Origin of the sequence: Streptomyces davaonensis JCM 4913 (assembly GCF_000349325.1) — a bacterium.
Classification (GTDB): Bacteria; Actinomycetota; Actinomycetes; order Streptomycetales; family Streptomycetaceae; genus Streptomyces; species Streptomyces davaonensis.
In genome coordinates, this window is sequence record NC_020504.1 from 1,243,330 (window position 1) to 1,267,765 (window position 24,436).

General features: G+C 70.5%; 21 protein-coding genes. 12 read left to right on the forward strand and 9 right to left on the reverse strand.

The features are described 5' to 3' along the window. The first annotated feature begins 53 nt into the window (after positions 1-53). The 4 genes from BN159_RS05500 to BN159_RS05515 all read left to right on the forward strand — a co-directional run bounded on the left by BN159_RS05500 (position 54) and on the right by BN159_RS05515 (position 4,328). Positions 54-764, forward strand: coding sequence for an FAD binding domain-containing protein (locus tag BN159_RS05500; RefSeq protein WP_015655924.1), 711 nt, complete (start codon positions 54-56; stop codon positions 762-764). 237 nt (positions 765-1,001) lie between these two features. After that, positions 1,002-2,441 (forward strand): Gfo/Idh/MocA family protein, encoded by a 1,440-nt coding sequence (locus BN159_RS05505; protein WP_041818837.1) that lies wholly within the window; start codon positions 1,002-1,004, stop codon positions 2,439-2,441. Positions 2,442-2,525: 84 nt separating this feature from the next. Then, positions 2,526-3,866 carry a metallopeptidase domain-containing protein gene (locus tag BN159_RS05510; RefSeq protein WP_015655926.1) on the forward strand — a complete coding sequence of 447 codons (1,341 nt, stop codon included), beginning with the start codon at positions 2,526-2,528 and terminating at the stop codon, positions 3,864-3,866. A gap of 51 nt (positions 3,867-3,917) precedes the next feature. After that, entirely contained in the window at positions 3,918-4,328 is a 411-nt protein-coding gene (locus tag BN159_RS05515; protein ID WP_015655927.1) for a DUF5959 family protein, read from the forward strand. 2 nt (positions 4,329-4,330) lie between these two features. On the opposite strand, the gene BN159_RS05520 is transcribed toward BN159_RS05515, so the two are convergent. After that, positions 4,331-5,533, reverse strand: coding sequence for an MFS transporter (locus tag BN159_RS05520; RefSeq protein ID WP_015655928.1), 1,203 nt, complete (start codon positions 5,531-5,533; stop codon positions 4,331-4,333). Continuing rightward, entirely contained in the window at positions 5,523-6,056 is a 534-nt protein-coding gene (locus BN159_RS05525) for an SRPBCC family protein (protein ID WP_015655929.1), read from the reverse strand. The genes BN159_RS05520 and BN159_RS05525 overlap by 11 nt, the downstream gene beginning before the upstream one ends. Before the next feature lie 91 nt (positions 6,057-6,147). Here BN159_RS05525 and BN159_RS05530 point away from each other — a divergent pair, with 91 nt between their 5' ends. Both BN159_RS05530 and BN159_RS05535 read left to right on the forward strand, forming a co-directional pair. Beyond that, on the forward strand, positions 6,148-7,953 hold the full coding sequence (locus BN159_RS05530) for an SIR2 family protein (RefSeq protein ID WP_015655930.1): 1,806 nt from the start codon (positions 6,148-6,150) through the stop codon (positions 7,951-7,953). A gap of 107 nt (positions 7,954-8,060) precedes the next feature. Beyond that, a complete protein-coding gene (locus BN159_RS05535; RefSeq protein ID WP_015655931.1) occupies positions 8,061-8,357 on the forward strand; it encodes a hypothetical protein in 297 nt (98 codons plus the stop codon). A gap of 4 nt (positions 8,358-8,361) precedes the next feature. Here BN159_RS05535 and BN159_RS42715 read toward each other — a convergent pair whose 3' ends face one another. Genes BN159_RS42715 through BN159_RS05555 form a run of 4 tightly spaced genes read right to left on the reverse strand, consistent with a single transcriptional unit; the run spans position 8,362 to position 15,023 of the window. Then, positions 8,362-11,055, reverse strand: coding sequence for an NACHT domain-containing protein (locus BN159_RS42715; protein WP_015655932.1), 2,694 nt, complete (start codon positions 11,053-11,055; stop codon positions 8,362-8,364). A gap of 4 nt (positions 11,056-11,059) precedes the next feature. Further along, positions 11,060-12,319 carry an FG-GAP repeat domain-containing protein gene (locus BN159_RS05545; RefSeq protein ID WP_015655933.1) on the reverse strand — a complete coding sequence of 420 codons (1,260 nt, stop codon included), beginning with the start codon at positions 12,317-12,319 and terminating at the stop codon, positions 11,060-11,062. A gap of 27 nt (positions 12,320-12,346) precedes the next feature. Further along, positions 12,347-13,294: a myo-inosose-2 dehydratase gene (iolE, locus tag BN159_RS05550; protein WP_015655934.1), complete on the reverse strand. Its 948-nt coding sequence runs from the start codon at positions 13,292-13,294 to the stop codon at positions 12,347-12,349. Positions 13,295-13,322: 28 nt separating this feature from the next. Then, positions 13,323-15,023 carry a GMC oxidoreductase gene (locus tag BN159_RS05555; protein ID WP_015655935.1) on the reverse strand — a complete coding sequence of 567 codons (1,701 nt, stop codon included), beginning with the start codon at positions 15,021-15,023 and terminating at the stop codon, positions 13,323-13,325. Positions 15,024-15,391: 368 nt separating this feature from the next. Between BN159_RS05555 and BN159_RS05560 the strand changes: the two genes are divergently transcribed. From BN159_RS05560 to BN159_RS05575, 4 genes are all read left to right on the forward strand, one after another. Next, positions 15,392-16,015 (forward strand): LuxR C-terminal-related transcriptional regulator, encoded by a 624-nt coding sequence (locus tag BN159_RS05560; protein WP_041818839.1) that lies wholly within the window; start codon positions 15,392-15,394, stop codon positions 16,013-16,015. A gap of 93 nt (positions 16,016-16,108) precedes the next feature. After that, the gene (locus tag BN159_RS05565) at positions 16,109-17,914 is read left to right on the forward strand and encodes a S8 family serine peptidase (RefSeq protein WP_015655937.1); all 1,806 of its coding nucleotides are present in this window, start codon (positions 16,109-16,111) and stop codon (positions 17,912-17,914) included. Positions 17,915-17,939: 25 nt separating this feature from the next. Beyond that, a complete protein-coding gene (locus BN159_RS05570) occupies positions 17,940-19,019 on the forward strand; it encodes a ComEC/Rec2 family competence protein (RefSeq protein WP_015655938.1) in 1,080 nt (359 codons plus the stop codon). Next, positions 19,016-20,248, forward strand: coding sequence for a patatin-like phospholipase family protein (locus BN159_RS05575; RefSeq protein WP_015655939.1), 1,233 nt, complete (start codon positions 19,016-19,018; stop codon positions 20,246-20,248). Before BN159_RS05570 ends, BN159_RS05575 begins: the two co-directional genes overlap by 4 nt. A 13-nt stretch (positions 20,249-20,261) precedes the next feature. Here the strand turns inward: BN159_RS05575 and BN159_RS05580 are convergent, their stop codons facing one another. Both BN159_RS05580 and BN159_RS05585 read right to left on the reverse strand, forming a co-directional pair. Further along, positions 20,262-21,509 carry a MalY/PatB family protein gene (locus BN159_RS05580; RefSeq protein WP_015655940.1) on the reverse strand — a complete coding sequence of 416 codons (1,248 nt, stop codon included), beginning with the start codon at positions 21,507-21,509 and terminating at the stop codon, positions 20,262-20,264. A 59-nt stretch (positions 21,510-21,568) separates the two neighbouring features. Next, entirely contained in the window at positions 21,569-22,789 is a 1,221-nt protein-coding gene (locus tag BN159_RS05585; protein ID WP_015655941.1) for a S8 family serine peptidase, read from the reverse strand. Between the two features lie 195 nt (positions 22,790-22,984). Between BN159_RS05585 and BN159_RS05590 the strand changes: the two genes are divergently transcribed. Beyond that, positions 22,985-23,584 carry a TIGR04222 domain-containing membrane protein gene (locus BN159_RS05590; RefSeq protein WP_015655942.1) on the forward strand — a complete coding sequence of 200 codons (600 nt, stop codon included), beginning with the start codon at positions 22,985-22,987 and terminating at the stop codon, positions 23,582-23,584. A gap of 26 nt (positions 23,585-23,610) precedes the next feature. On the opposite strand, the gene BN159_RS05595 is transcribed toward BN159_RS05590, so the two are convergent. Then, positions 23,611-23,805 carry a hypothetical protein gene (locus BN159_RS05595; protein ID WP_015655943.1) on the reverse strand — a complete coding sequence of 65 codons (195 nt, stop codon included), beginning with the start codon at positions 23,803-23,805 and terminating at the stop codon, positions 23,611-23,613. Between the two features lie 16 nt (positions 23,806-23,821). Here BN159_RS05595 and BN159_RS05600 point away from each other — a divergent pair, with 16 nt between their 5' ends. Next, the gene (locus BN159_RS05600) at positions 23,822-24,406 is read left to right on the forward strand and encodes a CGNR zinc finger domain-containing protein (RefSeq protein WP_408055037.1); all 585 of its coding nucleotides are present in this window, start codon (positions 23,822-23,824) and stop codon (positions 24,404-24,406) included. Positions 24,407-24,436: the final 30 nt, after the last annotated feature.

The following is a 24,436-nucleotide window of genomic DNA, read 5'->3' on the forward strand; positions in this document are numbered from 1 at the left end:
GGGAGAATGCGGTACGCGTTTGAACGGTGTCCATCGGGAAAGCAGGCCGCTCCGTGTTGTTGCATCTGCCCACATCCGTGTCCGAGGTACAACAGCACTCCGCCGAGGGGGCGTTGCCGATCGGCGGTGCGACGCTCGTGTGGGCGACCTTCCAGCGCGACGGCTTCCCCGAGCAGGCCATGTCGCTGCGCAACCTCCCGGAGGCCAATGTCCTCGGCCCGGAGACCCTGGGCTCGGCGGTGGTCCTGCACCGCATCGACGACCGCGTACCGGAGGTCCTGCGCCGGGCGGCCTCGACGATAGGCACCGGCGCGGTGCGCCGAGCCGCCACCGTCGGCGGCAACATAGTCGGCAGCACCCTGCGCTGCCTCCTCCCCGCCGCCCAGGTCCTGAACGCCCGCGCCACGGTCCTCGACGCGGCCGGCGTCTACGACACCGACCTCACCGAACTCCTGGCGAAGGGCCCCATCCTCCTCAGCCTCACCTGGCAAACCCCCCTGGCCAGCGGCTACTTCAAGGAGGACGCCGCACCCGGCGGCCCGCCGCCCTTCGTCGTCGCCACAGCGGTGCATGCCGACTCCGACGGCACGCGGCAGCTGCGCGTGTCGGTACGCGACGGCTACGAGTTCCTGACGGCGACCGCACCCTGCGACACGGACGTGGAGACGGTCCTGCACACCGTGGAGACCACGGACATCGGCGCGCTCCCCGCAGACGCGCGGAACGTGGTGCGCGCCCAGATCAGCGAGGTACTGACCCGCTGACACAGCGTCAAGTCAGCAGTACAGAACGCCCCGCGGCCCCTCCGGCCCGGGGCGTTCTGCATGCCCGGCGCAAGGCGTCCGCCACTGCGGCCAATTCCAGCCACTCGCAGCCCACTTGCTCGATTCTGCTCGTAACTCCATCTTTTCGAGCAGCTATTGACACGCGGCGCTTGCGTGGACAGAGTCGTGCGGCAGCAAGAGCAGCCGGCCGCCACGCATTAGGGAGCGATCCGCGCCATGCATGAAAACGCTGCTGTCTCACGCCGTACTGTCATGGGCGGGGCCCTGGCCTCCGGTGCTGTGGTCGCCGGGCTGGGTTCCGGGGCCTCCGCCGCGCCAACCCCCGCCGCCGCACCTGCCGTTGAGGGAACACCGTCGCGGCGGCCGGGGCAGAAGTCGATGATCGGGGTGCCGTTCGGCGCCTACCCCACGGTTCGCGTCGGGCTCGTCGGGCTCGGAAACCGGGGGCACGGTATGGCCTCGGGGTGGGCCGCCGTTCCGGGCTGTACCGTGACCGCCGTGTGCGACATCCGGGCCGACCGGGCCAGACGCACCGCCGACAAGCTCGTCGCCGAGGGGCGTCCGCGCCCGGTCGAGTACGGCGGCTCCGCCGACGCCTGTGCGCGCATGCTGCGCCGGGACGACATCGATCTCGTCTACATCGCCACGCCCTGGGAGTTCCACTACGAACAGGGGCGCGCGGCGCTGCTCGCCGGCAAGCACGTCCTCGTCGAACTGCCCATCGCCACCGGGCTGGAGGAGCTGTGGGATCTCGTCGACACCAGCGAGCGCACCCGCCGACATCTGATCCTCTCCGAGAACTGTTCCTACGGCCGCAACGAGCTGGCGATGCTGAAGATGGCCCACGACGGGCTGTTCGGCGAGGTCACCAACGGCCACGGCGGATACCTGCACGATCTGCGGGAGCTGCTGTTCTCGGACACGTACTACACCGACGCCTGGCGGAGGTTGTGGCACACCCGCAGCACCGCGTCCTTCTACCCCATGCACGGTCTGGCCCCGATCGCGGCGGCGATGGACATCAACCGCGGCGACCGGATGACGGCGCTGCGAGCGACCGCCACCGAGCCGCGCGGACTGGCCGACTATCGCGAGCGCTTCGTCGACAAGTCCCATCCGAGCTGGAAGGAGACGTACATCAACGGTGACCTGGTCACCTGTCTTATCGACACCGCGCGGGGCCGGGTGATCCGCGCCGAGCACGACGTCAGCTCGCCCCGGCCGTACAGCCGTATCAACTCGCTCGCGGGCAGTCGCGGGATCTTCGAGGACTACGCCGGAGTGACGTCCGCGGGCGGGGGCCGGATCTATCTGGAGCCCGACCACAGCGGTCACACCTGGCGGGCGTTCGACGCCTACCGCAAGGAGTTCGACCACTGGCTGTGGGTGAAGATCGGCGACGACGCGGCCAACAACGGCGGCCACGGTGGCATGGACTACGTGCTTCAGTGGCGCACGGTGCAGCAGATGCGCGCCGGCCTCGTCCCGGACATGGACGTCTACGACGGCGCGGTCTGGTGCGCTCCGATCCCGCTGAGCGTCAAGTCCCTTGCCGCGGGCGGCCGTCCGGTCTCCGTCCCGGACTTCACCCGCGGCTCCTGGGTCAACCACCGCACCGGCCTGGACTCCACGCCGAGCGAGATGCCGCCGGTCTGATCCCGCAGCCCGGCCGACATGCCGTCGGCGCAGGTCAGGCGTAGCGTCGTAGAAGAGGCTCGCAGGACGGAAAGGCTGAACGCCATGCCTGAACCGGCGGCATGCAAAGCACTGCGCAAGAGAGCCCGCGATCTCGCCACCGAACTTCAACAGGTCCTCGGCGACCTGCTCACGGAACCGTTCGGCGACCGTCGAGCACAGCTCCAGGAACGTGCGGAACTCCTGGAGCTCCGCATCGACGACGTACGGGCTCAGATGGAGGCGGCGGGCTGTGACGCACCACTGCCGCACGAGCCGCCGCCGACGCCCGTCCCCACGCTGGAGGAGTTCGGCCACGGCAGCATGCGGGTCGGCGGCCGCAAGGCCCTCGGGCCGCGGCCCCTGGTGGTCGTCCTCATGGAATGGGACGACGACGGACAGAACGGCTTCCTGAACCTGCTCTCCGAGCACCCGCTGGAGTACTACGAGAAGCTGGCCTTCGGTCATCCCACGCCGCCGTTCACGACCACACCGGTCAACCCCGCAAGCCTGACCGAATACGTTCAGGAGTGCTCCAACGGGCGTTTCTGGTTCACCCGGGCCGGTGTCCTGGGGCCTGTCCCCATGGGCGCGTTCGGCAACCCGGACGAGCTGACGCACGTGCAGAAGGTGGCCGAGCGCATCGCGGGCCGGTTCCCCTACGTGCTGTTCGGCATGGACGTGGACGCGAGTTCGGTGGTCACGGCCGACGAGCTGGTCGTCCTGGTAGTGGAGAACCACCGCTATCGCTGGCCGGCCAACCGCAGTACCCAGTCCGTGCCGTTCACCGTCAGGGTGTTCCCGGTGTCCGTCACCAAGACCATGGAGCTGAGCCTGGCGTTCGCCGGAGCCCTCACGCCCTTCTACCAGATCGGGCACGAGGTGACGCATTCCCTGGGCACCAGAGACATGTACAACCCGGGGAACATGAACCACCTGCTCACGCTGATGGGTGCCTACCCGTTCTTCAGCAACGACCAGGTCACCGTCCATCTGGACGCCTGGCACAAGCTCGCGCTCGGCTGGTGCGAGCCGGAGCGGGTGCAACTGACCGCGCACGGCAGCGCGTTGGTCCTGGAGATCTCCGCCGAGCGGCCGGACGGCGCCGTCATCCTCTGGCATCCGAGCCACGGCGCCTCGGAGTACTTCCTCCTCGAACGCCGCTCCCCCACCGGGGGCCGCAAGTACGACGCCGACTTCCCGGGCGACGGTGTTCTCATCTGGCACGTCGACCCGTCCCGCGCGCCCATGCACCGAGGCTCCCCCGACCTCGCTCTGGGCGGAAACGGCGTGTGGCGTACGGGGACCGAGACGCCACAACTGACCTGGACCGACGGCAGTGTCGCCGCGGACAGTCTGACCATCAAGGCCGGTCCCGTGCCGGAATCGGTGCTGGTCTCCTGGTGATGTGGGCGAAGGCTATCCTTCGACCCGATGAGCGGGCGGGGAGGGCAACCGATGACGGACGGGCCGATCGAGCTGGTGCGGCTGGAGGGGGACGGCAACAGCGTCGTGCTGAGGATCAGCGGTGCGGACGGCGATGTGCTGACCGGAGGCTTTGTCATCGACACGCCCTTCGTGAAGGGCGCTCTCCAGGTCTGGGTCTTCCCCGGTGAACTGCGGGAGTGGCAGGAGGCGCTGGACGCGCTCGACGCCGGGCAGGACGCCGTGTGGCGGGAGTTCTCGCGCGGGCCCTCGATGGTCATCGAGCGGGACGTGGCGGAGGAGCGGGCGCGGGTCACGGTCAAGGACCCCTCGATGTCGCTGACGTCGGTGACGGTGACCGTGCCGCTGGTCGACTCCTGGTTCGACGACGCCTATGAGCGGCTGGAGTCGGTCCGCAAGACCTGGCCGTCGGACGAGGGCTGACGCTAGCGCACGCCGCCCGGCTCCGTGACCGGTACCGGGCGGCGCAGCAGGTAGACGCCCGCCCCGGTCACCAGTAGCGCCATGCACGCGATGAACACCAGCCCGGCGCCCTCCAGACCGATCGGCGACACCAGCAGGCCCACGCCGATGACCGGCACCGAGATTCCCGCGTAGGCCACGACGAACAGCGCCGAGATCACCGCCGCCCGCTGGTCCTCCTCGGCGGCATCGGCCACCGCGGACAGCGCACCCCGGAACGACAGCCCCTGCCCGGCCCCGCCGACGATCGCGCTCAGCACCACCAGGGGCAGCAGATCCCACCGCAGCGCGCCCGCCAGCAGTGCGAGCCCGGCGAGCAGCGCGGTGCAGCCGAGCGGCAGCGACCGGGCCACGCCGACCCGGCCGACGGCGAGCTGACCGGCCGTCGAGGCGAAGAAGGCCAGCGCGACCACCAATCCGCTCACCGCCCGGTTGTGCACGTCCAGGGAGTGGGCGAGGAAGGACGGGCTGACCGAGGTGAACACCCCGAACAGGGCGAACCCCACGAAGGAGGCGACCGCCGCGGGTCCGAAGACCGGACGCACCCGCGGGGGCAGGCCGGGTTTCTGCGGCCGTACGGTGTTCAGCGGCCGCCGCTCCCGTACGGTCTCCGGCAGACCCAGCAGGACGGCGGCCGAGCAGGCCACCAGGGCGAGATGGACCACGAAGACCAGGTACAGCGGCCAGTCGGCGTACTGCGCGAGCACCCCGGCGAGCAGCGGGCCGCAGCCCAGGCCGCCCATGTTCGCGGCGGTCGCCACGAAGGTGCCCCGTGAGGAGCCGCGCGGGGCAAGTTCGATGACGTAGGCCGAGGCGGCCCCGGTGAACAGGCCCGCGGACAGGCCCGACAGCAGCCGTCCGACGTAGAGCCAGCCCAGGGCGGTGGCGAACAGGAAGCAGACGGCGCTCGCTGCGGCGAAGCCCAGGCCCCACCACAGCACCGGCCGTCTGCCCACGGCGTCCGAGGCGTTGCCCGCAAGCAGCAGTACGCCGATGACCCCCAAGGCGTAGACGGCGTAGACGACCGTGACGGTGAGTTCGGAGAAGTCGAACTTGTCCTGGTACAGGCCGTAGAGGGGGGTCGGGAGCGTCGTTCCGGCCATGCAGACCGCGAAGACCGCTCCGGCGAGCAGGCAGGGGCGCCAGCCACGCAGGTCACCGTCCATGGGCGGCGCTGAAGTCGGTCAGACGGTTCAGCCAGTTCTGGTGGGCGTTGAGCATCGGGTTGGGGAGCTGCGCGGCCAGGTCGGTGGCGATCCGGCCGATCTGCGTCTCCTGGGTGAGGACGCGGACCCGGCCGCCGGGCAGGTCCTCGACGAGCCAGCCGTGCAGGACTTCGAGCCGCTGCTCGGGCGTGCCGTCCTGTTCCGCGGTCCAGGACAGGCGGCCCGCGGCGCCCTCCGCGGGGGCCCGGCACTCGACGACCCGCGCGAACTGGGTGCTCACGGACGCGACACCGACGGGCTCGAAGGTGAAGTGGACGCCGTCCTTCAGTACGGGGCCGCCGCCCTCCGGGAAGGCGATGGCGGTGATGTGGTCCAGGTAGGAGGCCCAGGTGGCGGTGTCGGTCAGGGGGTGCCAGACCTGGGCGGCGGTGAGGCCTTGGACGATCACCTCGTTGGAGACGAAGTTGTCCCCCGTGCCGGGGAGGTACTTGTCGGGCCAGTTGATCGCGGGCTGCGTGGTCATGGGGCGTCCTTCCGTGTCGGATCACCCATACCCGCACAGACAGTCCCATATCAGAAGACATAGGGCGCTCGGGGCACGCAGAGTAAGAAGCATGACCGACCTCGACAGGCCGACGGCGGCAGCGGCAGCGGCAGTGCGGGGTCTCGACCCCCTGGTCTCGCTCGCCATGTGCGTGCACGCGGGGCCGGGCGTGTACGCCCTTCTCCTCGGCGCCGGCATGTCGCGGGACGCCGGGGTGCCCACGGGGTGGGAGATCGTCTCGGATCTGGTGCGCCGGGCGGCCGTCGCCCAGGGTGCCGACGAGGAGCTCGCCGTCGCCGATCCGGAGGGCTGGTGGGCCCGGCACGGGGACGGCGGGGCGCTCGGCTACTCGGGGCTGCTGGAGGCCCTCGGGGACACTCCGGCCGCCCGGCACAAGCTGTTGCGCGGCTATTTCGAGCCGGGCGAGGAGGGGCTCAGGCGGCCCGGGGCGGCGCATCACGCGGTGGCCCGGCTGGTGGCGCGGGGCTGGGTGCGGGTGGTGCTGACCACCAACTTCGACCGGCTCACCGAGCAGGCGCTGGCCGGCGCGGGCGTACAGCCGCAGGTCGTGCACAGCCCGGACAGTCTGCGCGGGATGACGCCGCTGGCGCACGCGCGGGCCACGGTGGTCAAGCTGCACGGGGATCTGGCCGACCTGGAGGCGCGCAACACCGAGCACGAGCTGAGCGAGTACCCGGCGGCCTGGGCCGGTCTGGTGGATCAGGTGCTGGACGAGTACGGGCTGATCGTCTGCGGCTGGTCGGCACAGTGGGACCACGCCCTGTCGGCCTGCTTCGAACGTCGCGCCACCCGCCGGTACCCCTTCTTCTGGGCCGCCTCGCACGGCGTGCACGGCCGGGCCGCCGAACTCCTCGCCCGGCACGGTGCCGTCGTGGTCCGGGGACTGACGGCGAAGGAGTTCTTCCCCGGACTGCTGGACCGGGTCGAGGCCCTGGACCACCTGACGGAGCCCGCGCCGACGCGCGAGCTGTCCGTGGCCCGCCTCAAGCGCGCGCTGCCCGACCCGGTGCGCCGGATCGCGCTGCACGAGCTGGTGGACGCCGAGGCGGCGCGGGTGGTGGAGCGCCTCTCGGACGGCGACCGGTATCCGCCCGGCGCACGGCCCGCGGAGCCCGATGCGCACCGGGATCTGCTGGCGCGGTACCGGAGCGACTGCGACACCCTGCTGCATCTGCTGGCCGTGGGCGTCTTCCACGACGAGGCCGAGGCGCATACGGCGGTGTGGGTGCGGGCGGTGCAGCGGCTGCTGAACGTGCCCGGGGACGGCGACGCACTGCGCCTGTACCCGGCGCTGCTCGCCCTGTCCGCGGCCGGGGGTGCCGCTGCCCTGGCGGGCCGGGACGAGCTGTTCGGCCGACTGCTGCTGGAGCCGGTGCTGACGGGTACGGCGGCGGCCGAGCCCCGGCCCGCGGTGCTGGCGCTGCGCACGGAGGACGTCCTCGGCGAAGGCGAGTCGCTCAACGCGCTGCTGGACCGGCCGTATCCGCCCGGCCTCGTGGGGACGGCGCACAGCACCTGGCTGCGCGGGCGGCTGCGGGACGTGCTGGCCGAACCTGCGGCGGACAGCGACCGGGCGGTCTCGGACGCCCTCGACTGCGCCGAGTACCTGATGGCACTGGTCCGGGCGGACCGCTCGGAATCCCCGGCGCCGCTCGGCGAATTCACCCTCGGGGACCGCTGGGACGGCTCGGGTCGGCTGCGGGTCGCCGCGCGGGTGCAGGCCCGGTTCTCCGAGGGCTGGCCCATGCTGCGCAGCGGGGCGTTCGACGGGGACCTCCAACGGGCCCATACGGCCGCCGCGGTGGTGGATGTGCTGTGCGCGGAGGAGGCGGCGCGGCGGGAGCCATTGCGGTGACGGTGCGTTTCGCTCCGGTGGCGAGGGGTGATCGGTCGGCCTAGCGTGGGCCGAAGAGCCGCCTGTTCAGGCGGACTTCATCCCCCACACGCAAGGAGAGTGGACCCATGACGACATCCGCGCAGAACGGCTTCTCGATCGACGCCGGAGGCGTCATCGTGACCCTGCCGCACCGGGACGACGGCAAGTGGACGGTCAAGGAGATCCTCGACCTCGGTCAACAACAGGCCGACTGGGCCGAGAAGAAGAAGTGTCCGTGCGGCGGCATCTGCATGCTGGTGCCCGAAGGGACCCTGATAGAGGTCCCCGAGGGCGGCGATCCCCTTCAGATGAAGGTGGTTTCACCGGTCGAGGTCGCCAAGCGCCAGGCGGAGAACCGCCTTTGGCTGGACGAGTCCGACTAGGCCGTCACACACGGGCGCCGCCCGGTCGGGTCAGGTCACCGACCGCGGTGGCGCCCGAGACGATCCGGTCCTTGAACTCGGCGTGGCAGAACTGGTAGACGGGCCCGACCCGCCGCAACACGCTGAGCAGCCGAGCGTCCTCCATGAACGACAACGGGTGCTGCGGCAACCGCTTCGCGGCGGCCAGCCGCAGCCCCGACTCGCGGTAGGTGAACCACGCGGTGCTCGACACCGCCAGCAGTCCCACCGCGAGCCCCATCGCCAGGTTGGCCTCCAGGGTCTCCAGCCAGCGGCCGACGCCCTGCACGGCGAGGTTCTCGCTGCTCGCCAGATGCCCTTCGGTCGTGATGATCCACTTGATCAGCGGGGGCAGCAGCGCGAGCACCATCAGGGCGCCGGCCACCGTGCGGTCCCCGTGCAGCGTCGACTGCGGGGTCTCCTGTTCGAGGTCGGCCGGCATCCGGGCCCACCGCAGCACGGCGAGGCCCATGCCGAACAGCACGCCGAAGAAGGCACCGAAGGCGAAGGCGGCCGCGAGCCGCTCCCACCAGGAGATGGTCGGTGACGCCGGCGTCACGACGGCGAGCAGGAAGGCAGGTCCGACGCCGAACAGCAACCCTCGGCCGAGACAGGCGGGGAGCATCGCCCCCAGCACGCGCAGCGGGGCGGAGAACTCCAGGCGGGCGGGGCGCGACGAGCCGCCCGGCAGGTCGAGTCCCGCCATGATCCCGGCGATCAGCAGGAAGACACAGGCACGGAAGGCCGCCCGCCGGTTGACGAAGGCGACGGTCTCGGCCGGGTTCAGGATCGAGACGTCCGTGATCGACTGCCCGATCACCTGACGGATCGACAGATACCCGAGGAAGCCCGCCATTTCGGCGCCCAGCCAGAACAGCACGAAGAAGACCAGGATCCGCTGGAGTTGGGCCCGGCGGTGGCCCGGGGCGCGCGGGCGCGTCGACGCGCTGCGGCGCAACAGCGCCCAGCACAGCACGCCGAGGGCCAGCAGCGCCATGAACAGCATCCAAGCGGCACCCGCCTTGACCCCTGTATAGGCGGCCACGCCCATGTCCAGGCCCATGTCCGTGCCGGCGGCCGTCCTCGCCCAGTGCTCGATCACCGCTCCCACCGCGACGGCGAGCGGCAGCAACACGGCGACCGCGACGCCGAGTCGGCGCGGGATCTCCACGGAGACGGGACGCCGGGCGCGCAGCGCCGGTCGGGTGCCGCCGCCGACGTAGGCGATTCTGATCATGACCGTGGCGGCTACGGCCGTGGCGAGCGTGATGACGAGGAAGCCGACGAAGCGCTCGAACGGCGAGAGCGCCCAGTGGAAGTAGTCACCCACCATGCAGCCCGCGCCGAGCCCGACGACGGATCCGGCGACCGGTCCGGACAGGGGGCCGGCCGGCGAGGGGCGCAGTGCCCGGTGCAGTTCCCACCAGGCGATGTCGTCGGTGCCCTGCCGTTTGATGTGGGCGGCGAGGAAGCTCAGTGAGGTCCGGGCGTCCTCGGGCCGCCACCGGGTGGCGGCGGTACGGCGCACGTCGGGCACCGAGGGGTCCCCGGCCGTCGGTTCCGCGGAGAACACCGCCGGGACCAGCGCGTCCAGCAGATGGTGCTGGAGGCTGTCGGCGTCGGTGGAGCGGATGAGTTCGGCCGGGTCGCTGCTCGGCGAGGCGTAGACGGTGCGGGCGAGCCAGACGTTCAGCGGCACCGACAGGGCCTGCGCGACGGGGCCTTCGGGCCGTCCGGTGAGTTCGTCGAGGACCGGCTGCCAGGCTGCGCTGCGCCGGGGCGGTACGGCGCTGCGCAGGTACTCGGCCACGTCCGCCGCCCCGACCCGCTCCGCGACCACCACGGCCGCGGCGGTGACCACGTCGGTGTCCGTCACCATGCGGTGGTACTCGGCCTGCCGCGAGGTCAGGATCAGCGGACCGTGTACGGCGATGGCGTGGTTGACGGCGGCCATCGCCCTCAGCCGCAGCTCGGCGGGGAGTTCGTCCAGCCCGTCCAGGACCGGCAGGACCCGTCCCTCGGCGACTAGTTTGCGGGCCGCGTCCCTGCCGTACGTCTCGTGGTTGCGCAGCGCCGGGTAGTCCTCGTGGATACGGCGCGCCATCCAGTCCAGCAGGGGTTCGCGGCGCGGGTTCCACGGGGCGAGGTCGAGCAGGACGGGGACCGGCTCGCCGGGTTCGGGGTCCCGCAGCAGCTCGCGTACGAGGAGGATCGCGAGCGCCGTCTTGCCCGCGCCCGGGTCGCCGAGGACCACGAGTCTTCGGCGGGGCAGGGCGCGGAAGGCGGCGGCGAAGGACGCGATGTCGTCGCTGCGGCCGGACACGGTGCGGCCGACCATCCGGACATGGTCCCCGGCCTCGGTCTGGCCGCTGCGCCAGCGCACCGCCAACGGGTGGGGATCCAGCAGCCCTTGGGCGGCGGCCTCCTCGGTCCACTGGCGGCGCACCATGGCGGCGAGCGCCTCGGCGGCCTGTTCCAGTTCGGTCCGGGTGGCCGGGGCGGCCGGCCGGGAACGGTGCCAGGACCAGCTGAACAGACCGGCCGTGGCCGAGATCAGGACGCTCAGCGAGGTCGCCGCCGCCTGCGCGCCCGCGCCGATCACGAGGGCCACCACCGTGACGAGCACCCCGGCGCCTGCCGCTCCGATCAGCCAGGGCCACCACGCTCTGTTGTGTCGCATGGCGTTACGGCCGGACGGCCGCTTCCTCGATGTCGTTGCGGAACAGGCAGAGTTTGGCGTCCTCGGCGAGGAAGTACTTGTCGACCTTGTAGGCGATGGTGGCGAAGTCGAGCCGGCCGTCGCCGTTGAAGTCGCCGATGGCGATGCGCGCGGCGCTGTCGGAGGACACCCGCCACTTGGCGAAGACGCCCGCCTCGACGTCCAGGCACTTGTAGTAGAAGACGCCCTGCCAGGGGTACGGCCCGCGCAGCGCGACCAGGAACTCGTCGTCGCCGTCGTTGTCGAAGTCGGCGCAGACGATCTGATGGCTCGGGCCCTCGCCGAGTTCGTTGGGGTCGCCGAAGACGTCCAGCACGATCCGGCGCCAGCTCGCCTCGGCGACCGGCGTGCCGGGCCGTTCCTTGACGTAGGCGGCCACGGTGTTGCCGTGGAAGGGCTCGGTGGCCACGACGTACGCGTGCGGGTCGTCGCCGATGCGTCCGGCGCCCACGTCGCCGCTGCCCTTGAACCCGGTGGCGTCGAACCGTTCGTGCTCGCCGTCGCCGATGTGCGTGGTGGTGAAGCGCTGCTGGGGCTCGTCGTAGTGGAGCCAGGTGACGCCCTCCTCGGAGGCGAGCAGGATCGAGTCGAGGTGCTCGCTGCCCGGGAGCGGGTTCTTCTGGATCTCCACGCCGTGGATCATGCGGTAGTGGGCATCGTCGATGATGCGCTTGTCCCAGGGCTGGCGTGGGTCGTTGTTGGGGCTGAACAGTACGACGGGCACGAGGGCGTGGACGTGGTGGGCGCCCACCGTGGGCAGGGCCATCAGCTCCGGTCTGCGGGTCTGGGTGAAGTGGCCGAGGCGCATCCGGTGCATGGCGGTGTGGCGGCCGATGAAGTGGCGCTTCCAGCGGGTCTCGGAGTCGAACTTGCCGGTGTTCTCGATCCAGTCGATCTTCCCGCCGTCGGGGTCGGGGTCGTCGATCCGGCCGCGGGCGCCGTACAGCTCGTAGCAGACGACGATGTCGGGGAAGCCGTTGCCGGAGATGTCTCCGTAGTGGGCGCCGATCGGCATGTGGAAGCCGTCGGCGACCAGGCGCTTCTGCCAGCCGGGGTTCTGGTACCAGTACAGCTCGCCGAGGTAGAGACCGTGGCCGACGAGGTCGGGGCGGGTGTCGCCGTCGATGTCGGGGGCCTCCAGCCAGTAGCCCTCGTTGAGGTCGTCCTCCAGGACCTCGCGGGTGAAGCGGGGGACGCGGAGGTTCAGGGGGGTGCTTGCGCCCATGGTGGGGTGCCTTCCGGTGTCTGTGGGTCAGGTGGGGGTGAGAGCCCGGGCCAGGTAGGCGTGGGCGGTCTGGGCGTAGTAGAGCGGCGGGTGGCCGCCCCGCGGGTCCTGCTCGGCCTCGACGACCAGCCAGCCCCGGTAGGACTCGCCGGGGCCGAGGACCTTCAGGACGGTGTCGAAGTCGATGTCGCCGTCGCTGTCGCCGGGCACGGTGAAGATGCCGGCCTCGATGTACTCGCGGAAGCTGCCGTCGGCCAGCGTTCGGTCGGCGCGGACGGCACCGCGGACGTTCTTCAGGTGCACATGCGCGATGCGGTCCCGGTGCCGTTCCATCAGCGCCGTCAGATCGGCGCCCGCCCAGGTGAGATGGCCGGTGTCGAGCAGCAGGCCGACATGGCGGGGGTCGGTGTCCCGCATCAGCCGGTCGACGTCCCGCTCGGTCTGGACGCCGGTGCCCATGTGGGGGTGGTAGGCGAGGGCGTAGCCCTGGCCCGCGACGATCTCGCCGATCTTGTCGAGGCCCTCGCAGAGGTCCGCCCACTGCTCGTCGGTGAACTCCGGTTTGTTGCTGCGCAGGCTGAGCTGCTGGAGATGGACGGAGCGGCCGAACTCGGCGACACCGATCGTGGTGGTCCGCACGGGCGGCCCGTCGGCGTTGAACCGGTTCAGGAACTCCAGCACCCGCAGCAGCTCGCGGGCGGTGCGCGCGGAGCCGTCGGGCACGGTGAAGTACGTGCTCACCCAGGGCTCGCTGACGCTGAGCCCACGCAGGTGCATGGCGGCGGTCAGCGCGTCGGAGTCGGTGGGGAAGGTGTGGCCGATGCTGCACCCCTCGAACCCGGCGAGCGCGATCTCGCTGAGGCACTGCTCCATGGGGATGTCGTCGCCGATGAGCGGGAAGTCGTCGTTGGTCCAGCAGGTGGGGGTGATGCCCAGGTGGATGCCGTCCGGGCGCGGGGTGGTGTGAACCGGCATGGTGGGGTCCGTAGGTCGGGTCGGGGGGTCAGTGTCCGGGGTGGCCCTTGACGATGGTGTCGACCGCGTGCAGCGCCATCGCGACGCTGGTGAGCGTGGGGTTTGAGGCGTTGCCGAAGGGGTGCAGGCCGTTGCCGCCGAGATAGAGGTTGTCGATGTGCCACACCTTGGAGTACTCGTCCACGACGCTGTCCAGCGCGCTGCGGCCCATCCGGGTGGTGCCCGCGATGTGCAGCGGCAGGCCCGGGGTGAGGAACACCGGTTCGGAGCCGGGCATGAACCCGCCGAGCGCGGCGGCGGTGCGCATCATGTGACGGCTCATCCGGTCGGTCTCCTTGCGTTCGGCCTCGTCGAGGCGGAAGGAGAAGGTGGGCTGCGGCAGGTCGAAGGTGTCGCGGAGCCGGCGGGAGAAGGTGACCTTGTTCTCCGGGCGGGGCCGGGAGATCCCGAACCAGCGCAGGTCCACGATGAGCCGGGGGTCCACATTGGGCGGTACCGCGCCGTAGGTGAAGGCGTCCCGGTGGATCTGGCAGTGCCAGGGGCGCGCCTCGGACACCAACAGGGCCAGGTTCGGGTCCCGTTCGCAGGGTGGGAAGGGCACCGGGTCGGCGGTCTTGTCACCGGCGTGGAGCTGCTTGAGCTGGGCGGCGCGGTAGCGGGCGACACGGTCGGCGGCGGCCCGGTCCGGGTCGTCGCCGCTGTGCAGGATCTCCTCGATGTGGTCCATGTGCTGCTGCTCCAGCACCACCTGGCAGAAGGACATGGGCTGTTCGGTGAGATAGCGGCCGAGCGCGGGCAGGGTGACGCCGGAGGTGAACAGCAACTGCGGTGTGGGTACGGCGCCACAGGCCACGACGTAGGTGTCGGCCCGCAGCCGGATCTCGTCGCGGACGTCACGCAGATTGCGCACCACGGCGTACTGGACCTTCTGGTGCTTGCCGGAACCCGTGATCTCCAGCCGGACGCACTGGTGCTCGGGCAGCAGCCGGAACGAACCCTGCGGGGGTGTGTGCGCGGGGTCGGCCAGTTCACCGAGGACGGTGTCGGCGGCCGACCAGGTCACCGCGGAGGTGTGCGCGGAGTCGGCACGGTCGCTGACCGCGAGGGGCAGTTCGGTGACATCGGCGAACTCCTCCCCCGCGCGCTGGAGTACGCGCTTGACCAGCAGGTGCCGGGCGGAGGCGGCGAAGACCGAGGTGCTGCGGGCGAGCAGTGACTCCGCCTCCTCGTAGAGCCGGTCCATCGCCTTGTCGTCGATGGGGTAGCCCTGGCCCGCGTACTGCCGTTCCACCTCGGGATGGAACCGGGGCACGGCGCAGGTCCAGTGCGTGGCCATGCCGCCCACCGCGTAAGTGGCCGCGGCGGCGGGCAGGTTGAGGTGCCCGCGCTGTTCCGGGTTCTGGTTGCGCATCGAGAAACCGGCGTACTTGTCCGGGTCGTAGGAGAACGCGGACGGGTCGAGCGTGAGCACGGGTTCCCGGTTGGTGGCGGTCGACAGCGGGAGCAGATTGCCCTTGATGACGGAGACGAACAGGTCGATGTTCCGCTGGAACAGATAGCTGTTCTTGAGGTGTTCGCCGTAGTGCCGGGAGAGCTGGGCCCCGGCGTCGATCATCAGGACGTGCTTGCCCGCGTCCACCAGTTTGCGGGCGAAGGTGCAGCCGACGGGGCCGCTGCCGATGACCAGTACGTCGGCCTCATGGGGGACGGGCACAGCGCTGTCGTTCATGGACATCCTTTCGGCGTGGCCGCGTCGGCGGCACAGGGGGCCGCCGAGCAGATCCGGCCGAAGAGCCGGTCCGGTGGGAGGTCGGTCAGCCGCCGCACATCCAGGACGGCGGTGCCGCACATACGAGGGCGGGGAAACCGCATGGACGGTCCGTGGATGCCTCATTCACGGTGGCACAGGGTGGACGCATGTGCGAGTTGTCATATGCCAGAGGCGTACTGGATCACTGGGGCCGCGGCGAGCGCTCGCTGACCTCCACGAAGTCCCTCCGCCGGGGCTCCCCGGCGTGCCGGACGGCCTGGGAGGAACGAGACTGGAGCTGTGAGGCCCGCACGCACGCGGCCCGGCCCCGTCGGAGTGAGGCGCCCATGAGTGCGGACGCAAGACGTGTCGCCGTCGTCGGTGACTGCCCGTTACTGCGCAACGGCGTGGCCCATGTCGTCGAGGACGCCGCCGATTTCACTCTCGCCCTCACCACCCGGTCGGTCGACGAGGCCGCCGCCGCACTCGTACCGGGTGACATCGCCCTGGTGGACCTCCAGCTGCCGCCGGCATGTCTGTCGGACGTGGTGGGACGGCTCACCGCTCAGGGCGTCGCCGTCCTGGTCTTCTCCTCCGGCCCGGACCGGCACGCCGTGCCCGCCATGCGCGCCGGCGCCCGCGGCTGCCTCAGCCGGCAGGCCGACGAACGCGAGCTGCTGGCGGCGATCCGGCTCGTGGCCGACGGCTGCTCCTACATCTCGGCGGATCTCGCCGTACGTGCGGACCCGGCGCCGTCCTGCCGGGTCACGGACCGTGAGCGCCAGATCCTGGACCTGGTGGCGCACGGGGAGACGGATCACGCCATCGCCGTCCGCCTGGGCATCAGCGAGCACACCGTGCACTCCCATCTGGACCGACTGCGAGACAAGATCGGCTCCCGGCGCCGGGCGGACCTGACCCGCTTCGCCATCACGCACGACATCATTCCCCCGGCTTCCTGGCCGGGGTAACGCTGCCCCTGCCGGGTGTAGGTGCTTCTCCCCTGTGCAGCCCCTCCCCTGGCCACCACACTGAGGGCAGCAGCCCAACATGGTGAGGCTCCGATGGATCGTAAGAAGCTCGAGGAACTCTTCTACGGAAACCGTCTCAGGCCCGTTCCCTGGGCGACGGACTGCCCGCTCCGGTTCGACGCCCTGCTGGCGCTCGCCCATCTTCCCGAGTCCGCGCCGGAGACCCGGGAGGACCTGATCCTCGCCATCAACGAGGACCACGGTGTCCAGCAGGTTCTCCAGCGCTTCAAGGACCGGAACATGCTGATCCCCTGCGAGCCGATCGCCTCCGGCAGTTTCGTCGCGGCGAAGCTGACGCTCAGCGAACTCGTCCAGGTCGTGCTGCCGTTGACCAATCTCTACCGGGTCATCCATGACGGGCAGCGCCTGGCGCTCGACATGGGCGGCCCCGGCATCGAGGACGCGTTGCGGGAAGACCTCCCGGCGGAGCCACGCAGCAGCGATGTTCCCGATCCCTCCATGTGGGGTCAGGAGCGGAGTCGGCACCTGAGGTGGTTCCTCAGACTCCTGGCGGCCGTCGTCACGGAGTCGACTCGTCCCGTCGTCGGTGCGCCGGCCACGCCGGTGAGCGCCCAGGTGGTCACGATGCTCACCGGAGTCCAGCTGACGCCGTCGGACACCAGGCTTCCCGAGCCGGCGGCGGGGGCCGTCATCGACCGCAGACAGCGGTACCCGATCCTCTCCGTGACCGTCAACCGACAGTCGTCCAGCGCGGTCGTGCGCTCTCGGGCCACCATCAAGGCCGACGCCGCCGAACAGGTCTTCTCGGTGGACTGCCGCTCGATCGGCTGGGCCGTGGTCGACAGCGGCATCGACGCACTGCACCCCGCCTTCCTGGACTGGGACACGCCCGTCGAGCCGGGACAGCCACAGCCGCAGCGCCAGTCACGCATCACTCGCGCCTTCAACTTCGTCGGCGTACGCAAAACCCTGTCCCTCGACCAGCTGGACGACGGACGCATCGACTGGCCCCGGGCCCTGCCGTATGTCGAGTTCGAGTTCCCCTGGGCGCCTGCCCCGGCTCAGCGTCCCGAGGGCCCGCGTCGCCCGCCGTACACCGCCCCGCTCGACCCGCACGGCACCCACATCGCGGGGATCATCGGTGCCCGGTGGCCCCGGCCTCTTCCCGAGGCCGAGTTCCGTGGCATCTGTCCCAGGATCAAGCTGTACGACTTCCGGGTCCTCGACGCCGACGGGACGGGGGACGAGTTCTCCATCGTCACGGCCCTTCAGGCCATCCGGTACATCAACGAACAGGCCGGACGGTTCGTCATCGCCGGGGTCAACCTCAGCCTCTCGGTGCCCCATGACGTGGCGAGCCACTCGACCGGGTGGACCCCGGTGTGCATCGAGTGCGACCGGCTGGTCCGCTCGGGTGTGGTGGTCGTCGCCGCGGCCGGGAACTCCGGATACGCGGGCGCCGTACGCACGTTGGGCAAGGACTACCACGGAGCCAGCATCTCGGATCCGGGGAACGCGGAGTCGGTCATCACGGTCGGCTCCACCCATCGCAGCAATCCCCACCGCCACGGCGTCAGTTACTTCTCCAGCCGGGGCCCCACCGGCGACGGCCGGCCGAAGCCCGATCTCCTGGCGCCGGGTGAGGACATCGACGGACCCGTCCTCGGCGAGAGCATCGCCGCACTGCACGGCACCAGTCAGGCGGCGGCGCATGTGAGCGGTGCCGCCGCGATGCTGCTGGCGCGCAACCGGGAGCTGATCGGGCGTCCGGAACGGGTGAAGCAGATCCTGTGCGGGACGGCGACGGATCTGGGCCGGGAACGGCATTTCCAGGGCTCCGGCCTGGTCGACGTGCTGCGTGCGATGCAGTCCATCTGAAGTGGCCGGGCTCGAAAGGAGCGCCATGTTCACATTCGACTTCCTCAACGCCCGCCACGGCGATGCCTTCCTGGTGCGGTGGGGGTCGCCGAAGGAAAAGGTCATGCTCGTCGACGGAGGGCCGCCTCAGGTCTTCGAGACGTCGCTGCGCGACCGCCTGTCCCAGCTGGCTCCGGACGCGCAGGGCAGCCCGAGGATCGACGTCGTGTGTCTGTCGCACGTCGACGACGACCACGCCGTCGGACTGCTCAAACTGCTCACGCAGATACAGCGCGCCCGGCGGGACGCGGAACCCGATCCCTTCGCCGTGAAGCGGGTCTGGTTCAACTCCGTCGACGAACTGGTGGACCGCAACTCACCGGGGCTCAGCGCCTCGACCCAGGAGATCGTGGACCGCGCGAGCGAGGACAGCAGCGCCGTCAGTTCCAGTTACAACCAGGGACGGGCCATCCGGGACGCCGCGGCGGCACTGGGGCTCGGCGGCAATCCCCTCTTCGACGGCCCCCTCCTCGTGGGCGAGGAGGCGACGCTCGACCAGCTGCACGTCAAGGTCGTGGCCCCGGACGACGTCGCCCTGGAGAAGCTGACGCAGCGCTGGCTCAAGGCGAAGCAAGCCAAGGACCCGCAGGTCATCACCTCGGCCTACACGGACGGTTCGATACCGAATCTCTCCAGCATCGTGCTGATGCTGACGCACAAGGGACGGACGGCCCTGCTCACCGGAGACGCCAGAGGCGACCGCATCCTGGCGGGGTTGCGTGCCACCGGGCTCCTCGACGACACCGGACCGCTCCATGTCGATCTGCTGAAACTCCCCCACCACGGCAGTGATCGCAACGTGGAGAGCGACTTCTTCGAGAACATCCACGCCGATCACTACGTGATCTCGGCCGACGGGGTGAAGCACCACCATCCCAACGAGGAGACCCTGCGCATGCTCGTCGAATCGCGGGAGCCCAACGCCGAGTACACCATCCACCTGACCAACCACATCGAGTTCGCCGACGCCACCCTCGACGACCTGAAGGACGGCCGGAAGTTCACGGTGGACGTCCGGTCGCCGGCGGACTTGGCACTCGTCATAGAGGTCGGTGAGGAGCAATGAACGACCGCACCAGGGACACCCGTTGGGCCGTCGACTCACCCGCCCTCGGCACCGGCCTTCAGGCCCGGCCCTGCGGCGACACCCTGCGCCCCGCCCAACCACCCACCACCACCGACCCGTTGGCCGTCGCCCTCTCCGGAGGCGGCTTCCGGGCGACCCTCTCCGCCCTCGGCTTCCTGCGTCTTGTCGCCGACGCGGGGCTGCTGTCCCAGCTGAGATACGCCTCGTCGGTGTCCGGAGGATCGCTGGCCAACGGCCTGCTCGCCACGCACTATCCAGCCCTGAAAGCACAGGGCTTCACGACCGCCGCGGTCGACGAAATCCTCATCGACCCGGCGATCGAGCAGATCAGCTCCCACTCCCTCAAGAAGGCGCTGCTACGGGGGCTGTGGCGCACCGTAGGCCCGATGACCCGCACCGAACTCCTCGCCCGGCGCCTCGACGAATGGTTCTTCGACGACACCGGTCTTGAGGACCTGGACCCGCAAGTCCGCTGGATCATCAACGCGGCCAACCTGACCACCGGAGTGCGGTTCACCTTCGAACGCGACGTGTACGGCGACTACACCATCGGGTTGGCTCCTACGGCCGGCACCGGGCTGAAACTGTGCACAGCGGTCGCCGCCTCGGCCGCGGTCCCGGGGGCCTTCCCACCGCTGGTCCTCAACCGCGCGAGCTTCCCCTGCGGCACCGACGCACCCGCCCTCCTGGACGGCGGCGCCTACGACAACACCGGCTCGGAGGCCCTCGACAGCGAGCGGTACCGCGATGTGTTCCTGCTCGTCCTCAACGCGGGAGGCCTGCTGCGCCCCGGAGCGTACGGCGGCATACCGATCGTCCGCGATCTCGCGCGCGCCAACTCGCTGCTGTACCGGCAGAGCACGGCACTGCGCACGCGGCTGATCGTCGAGCGCTTCCTGAGCGGCCATGCCGTGGGCCGCGAGGAACCCCTGCCTCCCGGCGCACGCCGGGGCGTCCTGGTGGCGCTGGCCACCGACTTCCCCAAGAGCGCCCCCGGGCAGTTGGACAAGTGGCGGGACGCCTTCCCCGAGCACCGCACGCACGAAGGCCGGGACCTGGCCCTCGTACCGACCGTCTTCGACCGGCTGGAGGAGTCCCTGTGCCGGGCGCTGGTGTACCGCGGCTGGTGGCTCGCGGGCGCGGGCCTGGCGGCGTACCACCCCCACCGCCTGCCGGACATCGCGTCGATCAAGGCACCGCCGCTGTGAACCGACGGGTCCGTCAGGCACCGTCGACGGCCGCGAGCAGCCGTCGTACGGCTTCGTCGACCGTGGCGCGCGGGCAGCCCAGGTTCACGCGCATGTAGCCGTGGCCCTCGATCCCGAACTTCTGCCCCTTGTCCAGCCAGAGGCGGGCCTTGGTGAGCATGAACTTGTCCAGGGACTCGGCGTCCATTCCCAGGCCGCGGCAGTCCATCCACGCCAGATAGAGCGCGTCGGCGGGCAGCACCCGCAGCTTGTCGGTGGCGCCATTGACCGCCTGTGCGAAGTGGGTGTGGTTGCGGCGCAGGTAGGTGAGCAGCGCCTCCAGCCAGGGCTCTCCATGCGTGTAGGCGGCCTCGGCGGCGGCCATGCCCAGCACGTTGACGAACGGGAAGGCGTTGCGCTCGTACTGGCGGGCCAGTTCCTCGCGGAGTCTCGGGTCGGGGACGAACACGTTGGCGCTCTGGAGGCCGGGGAGGTTGAACGTCTTGCTGGGTGCCGTGCAGGTGATGCTGTTCCGCGCGAACTCCGGGCCGAGCGAGGCGAACGGGACGTGCTTGCGGTCCGGGTTGACGATGAGGTCCTGGTGGATCTCGTCGGATATGACGAGGACGCCGTGCCGGGCGCAGATCTCCCCCATGGTCCTCAACTCGTCCTCCGTCCAGACGTTTCCGGTGGGATTGTGGGGATGGCTGAGGATGAACAGCTTCGTGCCGGGCCGGATGGCGGCTTCGAACACGCGGGCGTCGAAGCGGTAGCCGTCATCGGTGCGCTCAAGCGGAGCGTGGGCGAGGCGGCGGCCGTTGAGCAGGACGTCGTCGTGGAAGTGGGCGTAGACCGGCGGCTGGATCAGGACCGAGTCACCGGGGGCGGAGAACGCTTGCACGGCCGTCTTGAGCGTGGTGATGACGCCGGCCGTCTGAAGGACCCACTCCCGCGGCACCTCCCAGCCGAACCGTCTGGCCTGCCAGCCGGTCACGGCGTCCAGGTAACTGTCGGTCGCGCCGCCGGGATAGCCGAAGACGCCGTGGTCGACGGCCTCGTGCAGCGCGTCGATCACCGCTTGGGGAGCCCTGAAGTCGGTGTCGGCGACCCACATCGGCAGCGGGTCGGCGGCGGCCTCGTCGGGCGCCAACAGCTGCTGGCCGTGGGCCCACTTCAGGGAGTTGGAGTTCCTGCGGTCCACGACGGTGTCGAAGACCGCTCCCGAGTGAGCGGCGATGTCCCGTCGTGCCTGGTCACGGAATGCGGTGTCATCGGGTCCCATGGCCGGATGCTAGCCACGAGGGGCGGCAATGAGTCCGGCTCACCTCGGCCAGGACTCGTTCACGGGGCCTGAAGCAGACCCGGCCCCACGTCCCTGACGGGCTGCGGAAGCGGCCACGCACCGGCCTCCAGGCCGGCCTTGAGTCCGGCCGCGGAGGCATCGGGGTGCTGCTGGGCGAGCAGGGCGACGACGCCCGCGGCGTGCGGTGCGGCCATGCTGGTGCCGCTCAGCACCTGGTATCCGCCGCCGGGGGCGGCCGAGCGCACGGACCTCCCCGGCGCGGCGATGTTGATCTCACCGCCGTCGCCGTTGATGCCTCCGTTGGAGAAGAACGCCGGCGACAGCGACGTGTCGAGGGCAGCCACCGCGAGGATGGAGGGGCAGTTGGCCGGTCGGCTGACGGGCGCAATGCGCTCGCGGCGGTCGCTGTCGTCCCCGGCGGCGGCGACGACCACGGCCCCGCTCTCGATGGCGCGCTGGGCCACCACCTCGTACGCCTGCGGGAAGAGCTCACCCGGCTGAACCCGGCCGCCGAGCGACAGGGAGATCACGCGCGCGCCGCGGGCAATGGCCCACTCCATACCCGCGAGAATCTGGCCCTCCGTGCCCTGGCCCGAGTCGCTGAGCACCTTTGCCGCGAGGATCCGCGCCTCGGAGGCCACGCTGTAGCGCGGGCCCTGCTGAGGGTCGGCCGGGCCGACGGCAATGCCGATGCAAGCGGTGCCGTGGCCGTTGCCGTCCTCCACCGTCTCGTGGAGTACGAAAGAGGCCGTCGCCTCGATCCTCCCGGCCAGGTCCGGGTGGTCGGTGTCCACGCCGGTGTCGAGTACGGCGATGTTCACGTCACGCCCGGTCAGGCTGGACAGGTTGACCCGGATCGCTTGCAGCCCCCAGGTCCAGCCCTCCTCGTCCCAGGCAGGGCCCTGGGCGGCGGCGATGTGGGCCGTGGTGTGCCGCGCCACCACTTCCTCGTCGGTGATCGGCATGAGGTACACCATGCGCTCCGGCTCGGCCGCCATGATCGAGGGCTCGCTCTCGGCCGTCGTCACCAGTAGGTGGCGCTGATCGGGGCGAACCTCGGCGACCACGACGCCGAGTGTCTCGAAGTGCACTGATACGTCGGGGCGTTCAAGGAGTTCGGCGACGTTGGCGGCGTCGGATCCTCGGACCCGCTCGACGGATCCGACACCGGGGATGGAACGCAGTGCGTTCAGCCCGCTTTCCTGGTCGCCGCGGTCCAGGACGATGACATATCGACCGGTGAAGGCACGCCTGTCCATAGGTCCGTTCGCCTTTGAATTGCCCGCTTTCGGTACTTCCCACGGTCACACTGGGTGCACGGGCTCGCAACTCAACCGCCCCCTCGCCCTGTGGAAGCTCAGGAGAAGCTCTGAAGTGCCGGTTCGGGGGATTGCGGGCCCGTCGCGCGGGTGACAACACCCCCACCAGGAGCGGGCTTCGGGAAGGGGGACGGTATGCGGACGGGGGCGCGCAGGACCGCGGTGGGGAACGGGGACACGGGACTTGGGATGTATGACATCGCCTTCCTCGCGGGGAGGGAGGAACGGGTGGTGGACAGCGCCGTGATCGCGCTGGCGGAGCGCGGGCTCGTGGTCGTGAGCGCCTCGCGCGTGCGGGCCGTGGGCGATGAGGCGCCCGAACATGCCGTTGAGCGTGCGGTGTTCACGTCGTGCCCGCACAGCAGAAGCATCGCGGCTGTCCGGCGGGCGCTGGAACACTCCTCCCCGGTCGAGGAGATAGGCCGTCGGCTCAGCTCACGGGGCCTGCTGAGCCGTTCCGGTCGTCGACTCACACGGCGTGGCCGACGGATGCTGAAGGCGGCCGCGCGGGACGACAGCGTGCCGGCCTTCGTGTTCGAGGGCCCCGCGGCCCTGGCGCCGGGGCCGGTCCGGCGCAATGTCATGGCCAGCCACACAATCCCCGCAGGCCTCGGCCGCTACCTGGCTCGCATGGGAAGAGCCCTGGACGACGAGGGCTCCGGCGTCGGCTCGGACACGACCACCGAATCCGGGGGCGGATTCAGCTGCGGAGGCGGAGGTGGCAGCGGGGATTGACGTCCACCCCCGCAATGAGGGCGTCGCTACAGCCCCAGGTCCAGGGCCAGGCACGAGAACGTGCGCCAGGCCCCCACATCCTGGTGCGAGGCGTTCGCGCCGCCGTTCGGGTCGGACTCCGTCACTTCCGTCATGTCCTCGAACCGGACGCGCTCGGGCAGCTTGCCGAAGCGTGCGTGCCGGGCCACCGTGGCGGTGTCCGTCGCGACTTCCTGGTTCATGACCGGCCTCCCCTTCGTGCTTCGTCCGTCGTGGACGGGCTACGTCAGCACGCATCCCCGATTCGTCACCTGTCAAGGCGGTGACGCACATCGCTCCGTCCCGCAACGCTCGGCCCGGTTCGAGATGTTCGTGACGCCGGAGCGGCTGAACGCCTGGTACATGGAGTCCGGCCTGTTGGACGCGATCACTCCCGGTACGGAGGACGACGTCCGGGAGGCCACGGCCGTACGCGAGGCCGTCTACCGGCTCGTCACCGACCGTCGGCTCGGCGAGGAGTTCGACCGGGAGGCACTCGCCGTGGTCAACGCCGGCGCGCGCAAGACACCCGTGATACCCCAGCTCACCCTGGGCGGCCGCCACGCCGAGGGAACAACCGGGCAGGCGCTGGCGACCGTCGCCCGACACGCCGTCGAGCTGCTCAGCGGCCCGGACGTCCCGTTGATGAAGGAGTGCGGCAACCCCGAGTGCACCCGGGTCCACATCGACCGCTCCCGGGGCATGCGGCGCCAGTGGTGCGGCATGGAGTCCTGCGGCAACAAGATCAAGGCCGCCGCGTACCGCGCCCGCAAGAAGACGGCCCCCACCGCGAGCGCGCACTGAGGTCCGCCCGACCGAACCGTCACCAGTCAA

What these genes read in the sequence shown, in the direction of transcription:
- BN159_RS42715 (WP_015655932.1), bottom strand. Translation starts at nt 11,055, where the DNA reads ATGCGACACAACAGAGCGTGGTGGCCCTGGCTGATCGGAGCGGCAGGC.
- BN159_RS05525 (WP_015655929.1), bottom strand. Translation starts at nt 6,056, where the DNA reads ATGACCACGCAGCCCGCGATCAACTGGCCCGACAAGTACCTCCCCGGC.
- iolE (WP_015655934.1), bottom strand. Translation starts at nt 13,294, where the DNA reads ATGCCGGTTCACACCACCCCGCGCCCGGACGGCATCCACCTGGGCATC.
- BN159_RS05530 (WP_015655930.1), top strand. Translation starts at nt 6,148, where the DNA reads ATGACCGACCTCGACAGGCCGACGGCGGCAGCGGCAGCGGCAGTGCGG.
- BN159_RS05515 (WP_015655927.1), top strand. Translation starts at nt 3,918, where the DNA reads ATGACGGACGGGCCGATCGAGCTGGTGCGGCTGGAGGGGGACGGCAAC.
- BN159_RS05570 (WP_015655938.1), top strand. Translation starts at nt 17,940, where the DNA reads ATGTTCACATTCGACTTCCTCAACGCCCGCCACGGCGATGCCTTCCTG.
- BN159_RS05545 (WP_015655933.1), bottom strand. Translation starts at nt 12,319, where the DNA reads ATGGGCGCAAGCACCCCCCTGAACCTCCGCGTCCCCCGCTTCACCCGC.
- BN159_RS05520 (WP_015655928.1), bottom strand. Translation starts at nt 5,533, where the DNA reads ATGGACGGTGACCTGCGTGGCTGGCGCCCCTGCCTGCTCGCCGGAGCG.
- BN159_RS05535 (WP_015655931.1), top strand. Translation starts at nt 8,061, where the DNA reads ATGACGACATCCGCGCAGAACGGCTTCTCGATCGACGCCGGAGGCGTC.
- BN159_RS05590 (WP_015655942.1), top strand. Translation starts at nt 22,985, where the DNA reads ATGCGGACGGGGGCGCGCAGGACCGCGGTGGGGAACGGGGACACGGGA.
- BN159_RS05595 (WP_015655943.1), bottom strand. Translation starts at nt 23,805, where the DNA reads ATGAACCAGGAAGTCGCGACGGACACCGCCACGGTGGCCCGGCACGCA.
- BN159_RS05575 (WP_015655939.1), top strand. Translation starts at nt 19,016, where the DNA reads ATGAACGACCGCACCAGGGACACCCGTTGGGCCGTCGACTCACCCGCC.
- BN159_RS05585 (WP_015655941.1), bottom strand. Translation starts at nt 22,789, where the DNA reads ATGGACAGGCGTGCCTTCACCGGTCGATATGTCATCGTCCTGGACCGC.
- BN159_RS05555 (WP_015655935.1), bottom strand. Translation starts at nt 15,023, where the DNA reads ATGAACGACAGCGCTGTGCCCGTCCCCCATGAGGCCGACGTACTGGTC.
- BN159_RS05580 (WP_015655940.1), bottom strand. Translation starts at nt 21,509, where the DNA reads ATGGGACCCGATGACACCGCATTCCGTGACCAGGCACGACGGGACATC.
- BN159_RS05560 (WP_041818839.1), top strand. Translation starts at nt 15,392, where the DNA reads ATGAGTGCGGACGCAAGACGTGTCGCCGTCGTCGGTGACTGCCCGTTA.
- BN159_RS05505 (WP_041818837.1), top strand. Translation starts at nt 1,002, where the DNA reads ATGCATGAAAACGCTGCTGTCTCACGCCGTACTGTCATGGGCGGGGCC.
- BN159_RS05565 (WP_015655937.1), top strand. Translation starts at nt 16,109, where the DNA reads ATGGATCGTAAGAAGCTCGAGGAACTCTTCTACGGAAACCGTCTCAGG.
- BN159_RS05510 (WP_015655926.1), top strand. Translation starts at nt 2,526, where the DNA reads ATGCCTGAACCGGCGGCATGCAAAGCACTGCGCAAGAGAGCCCGCGAT.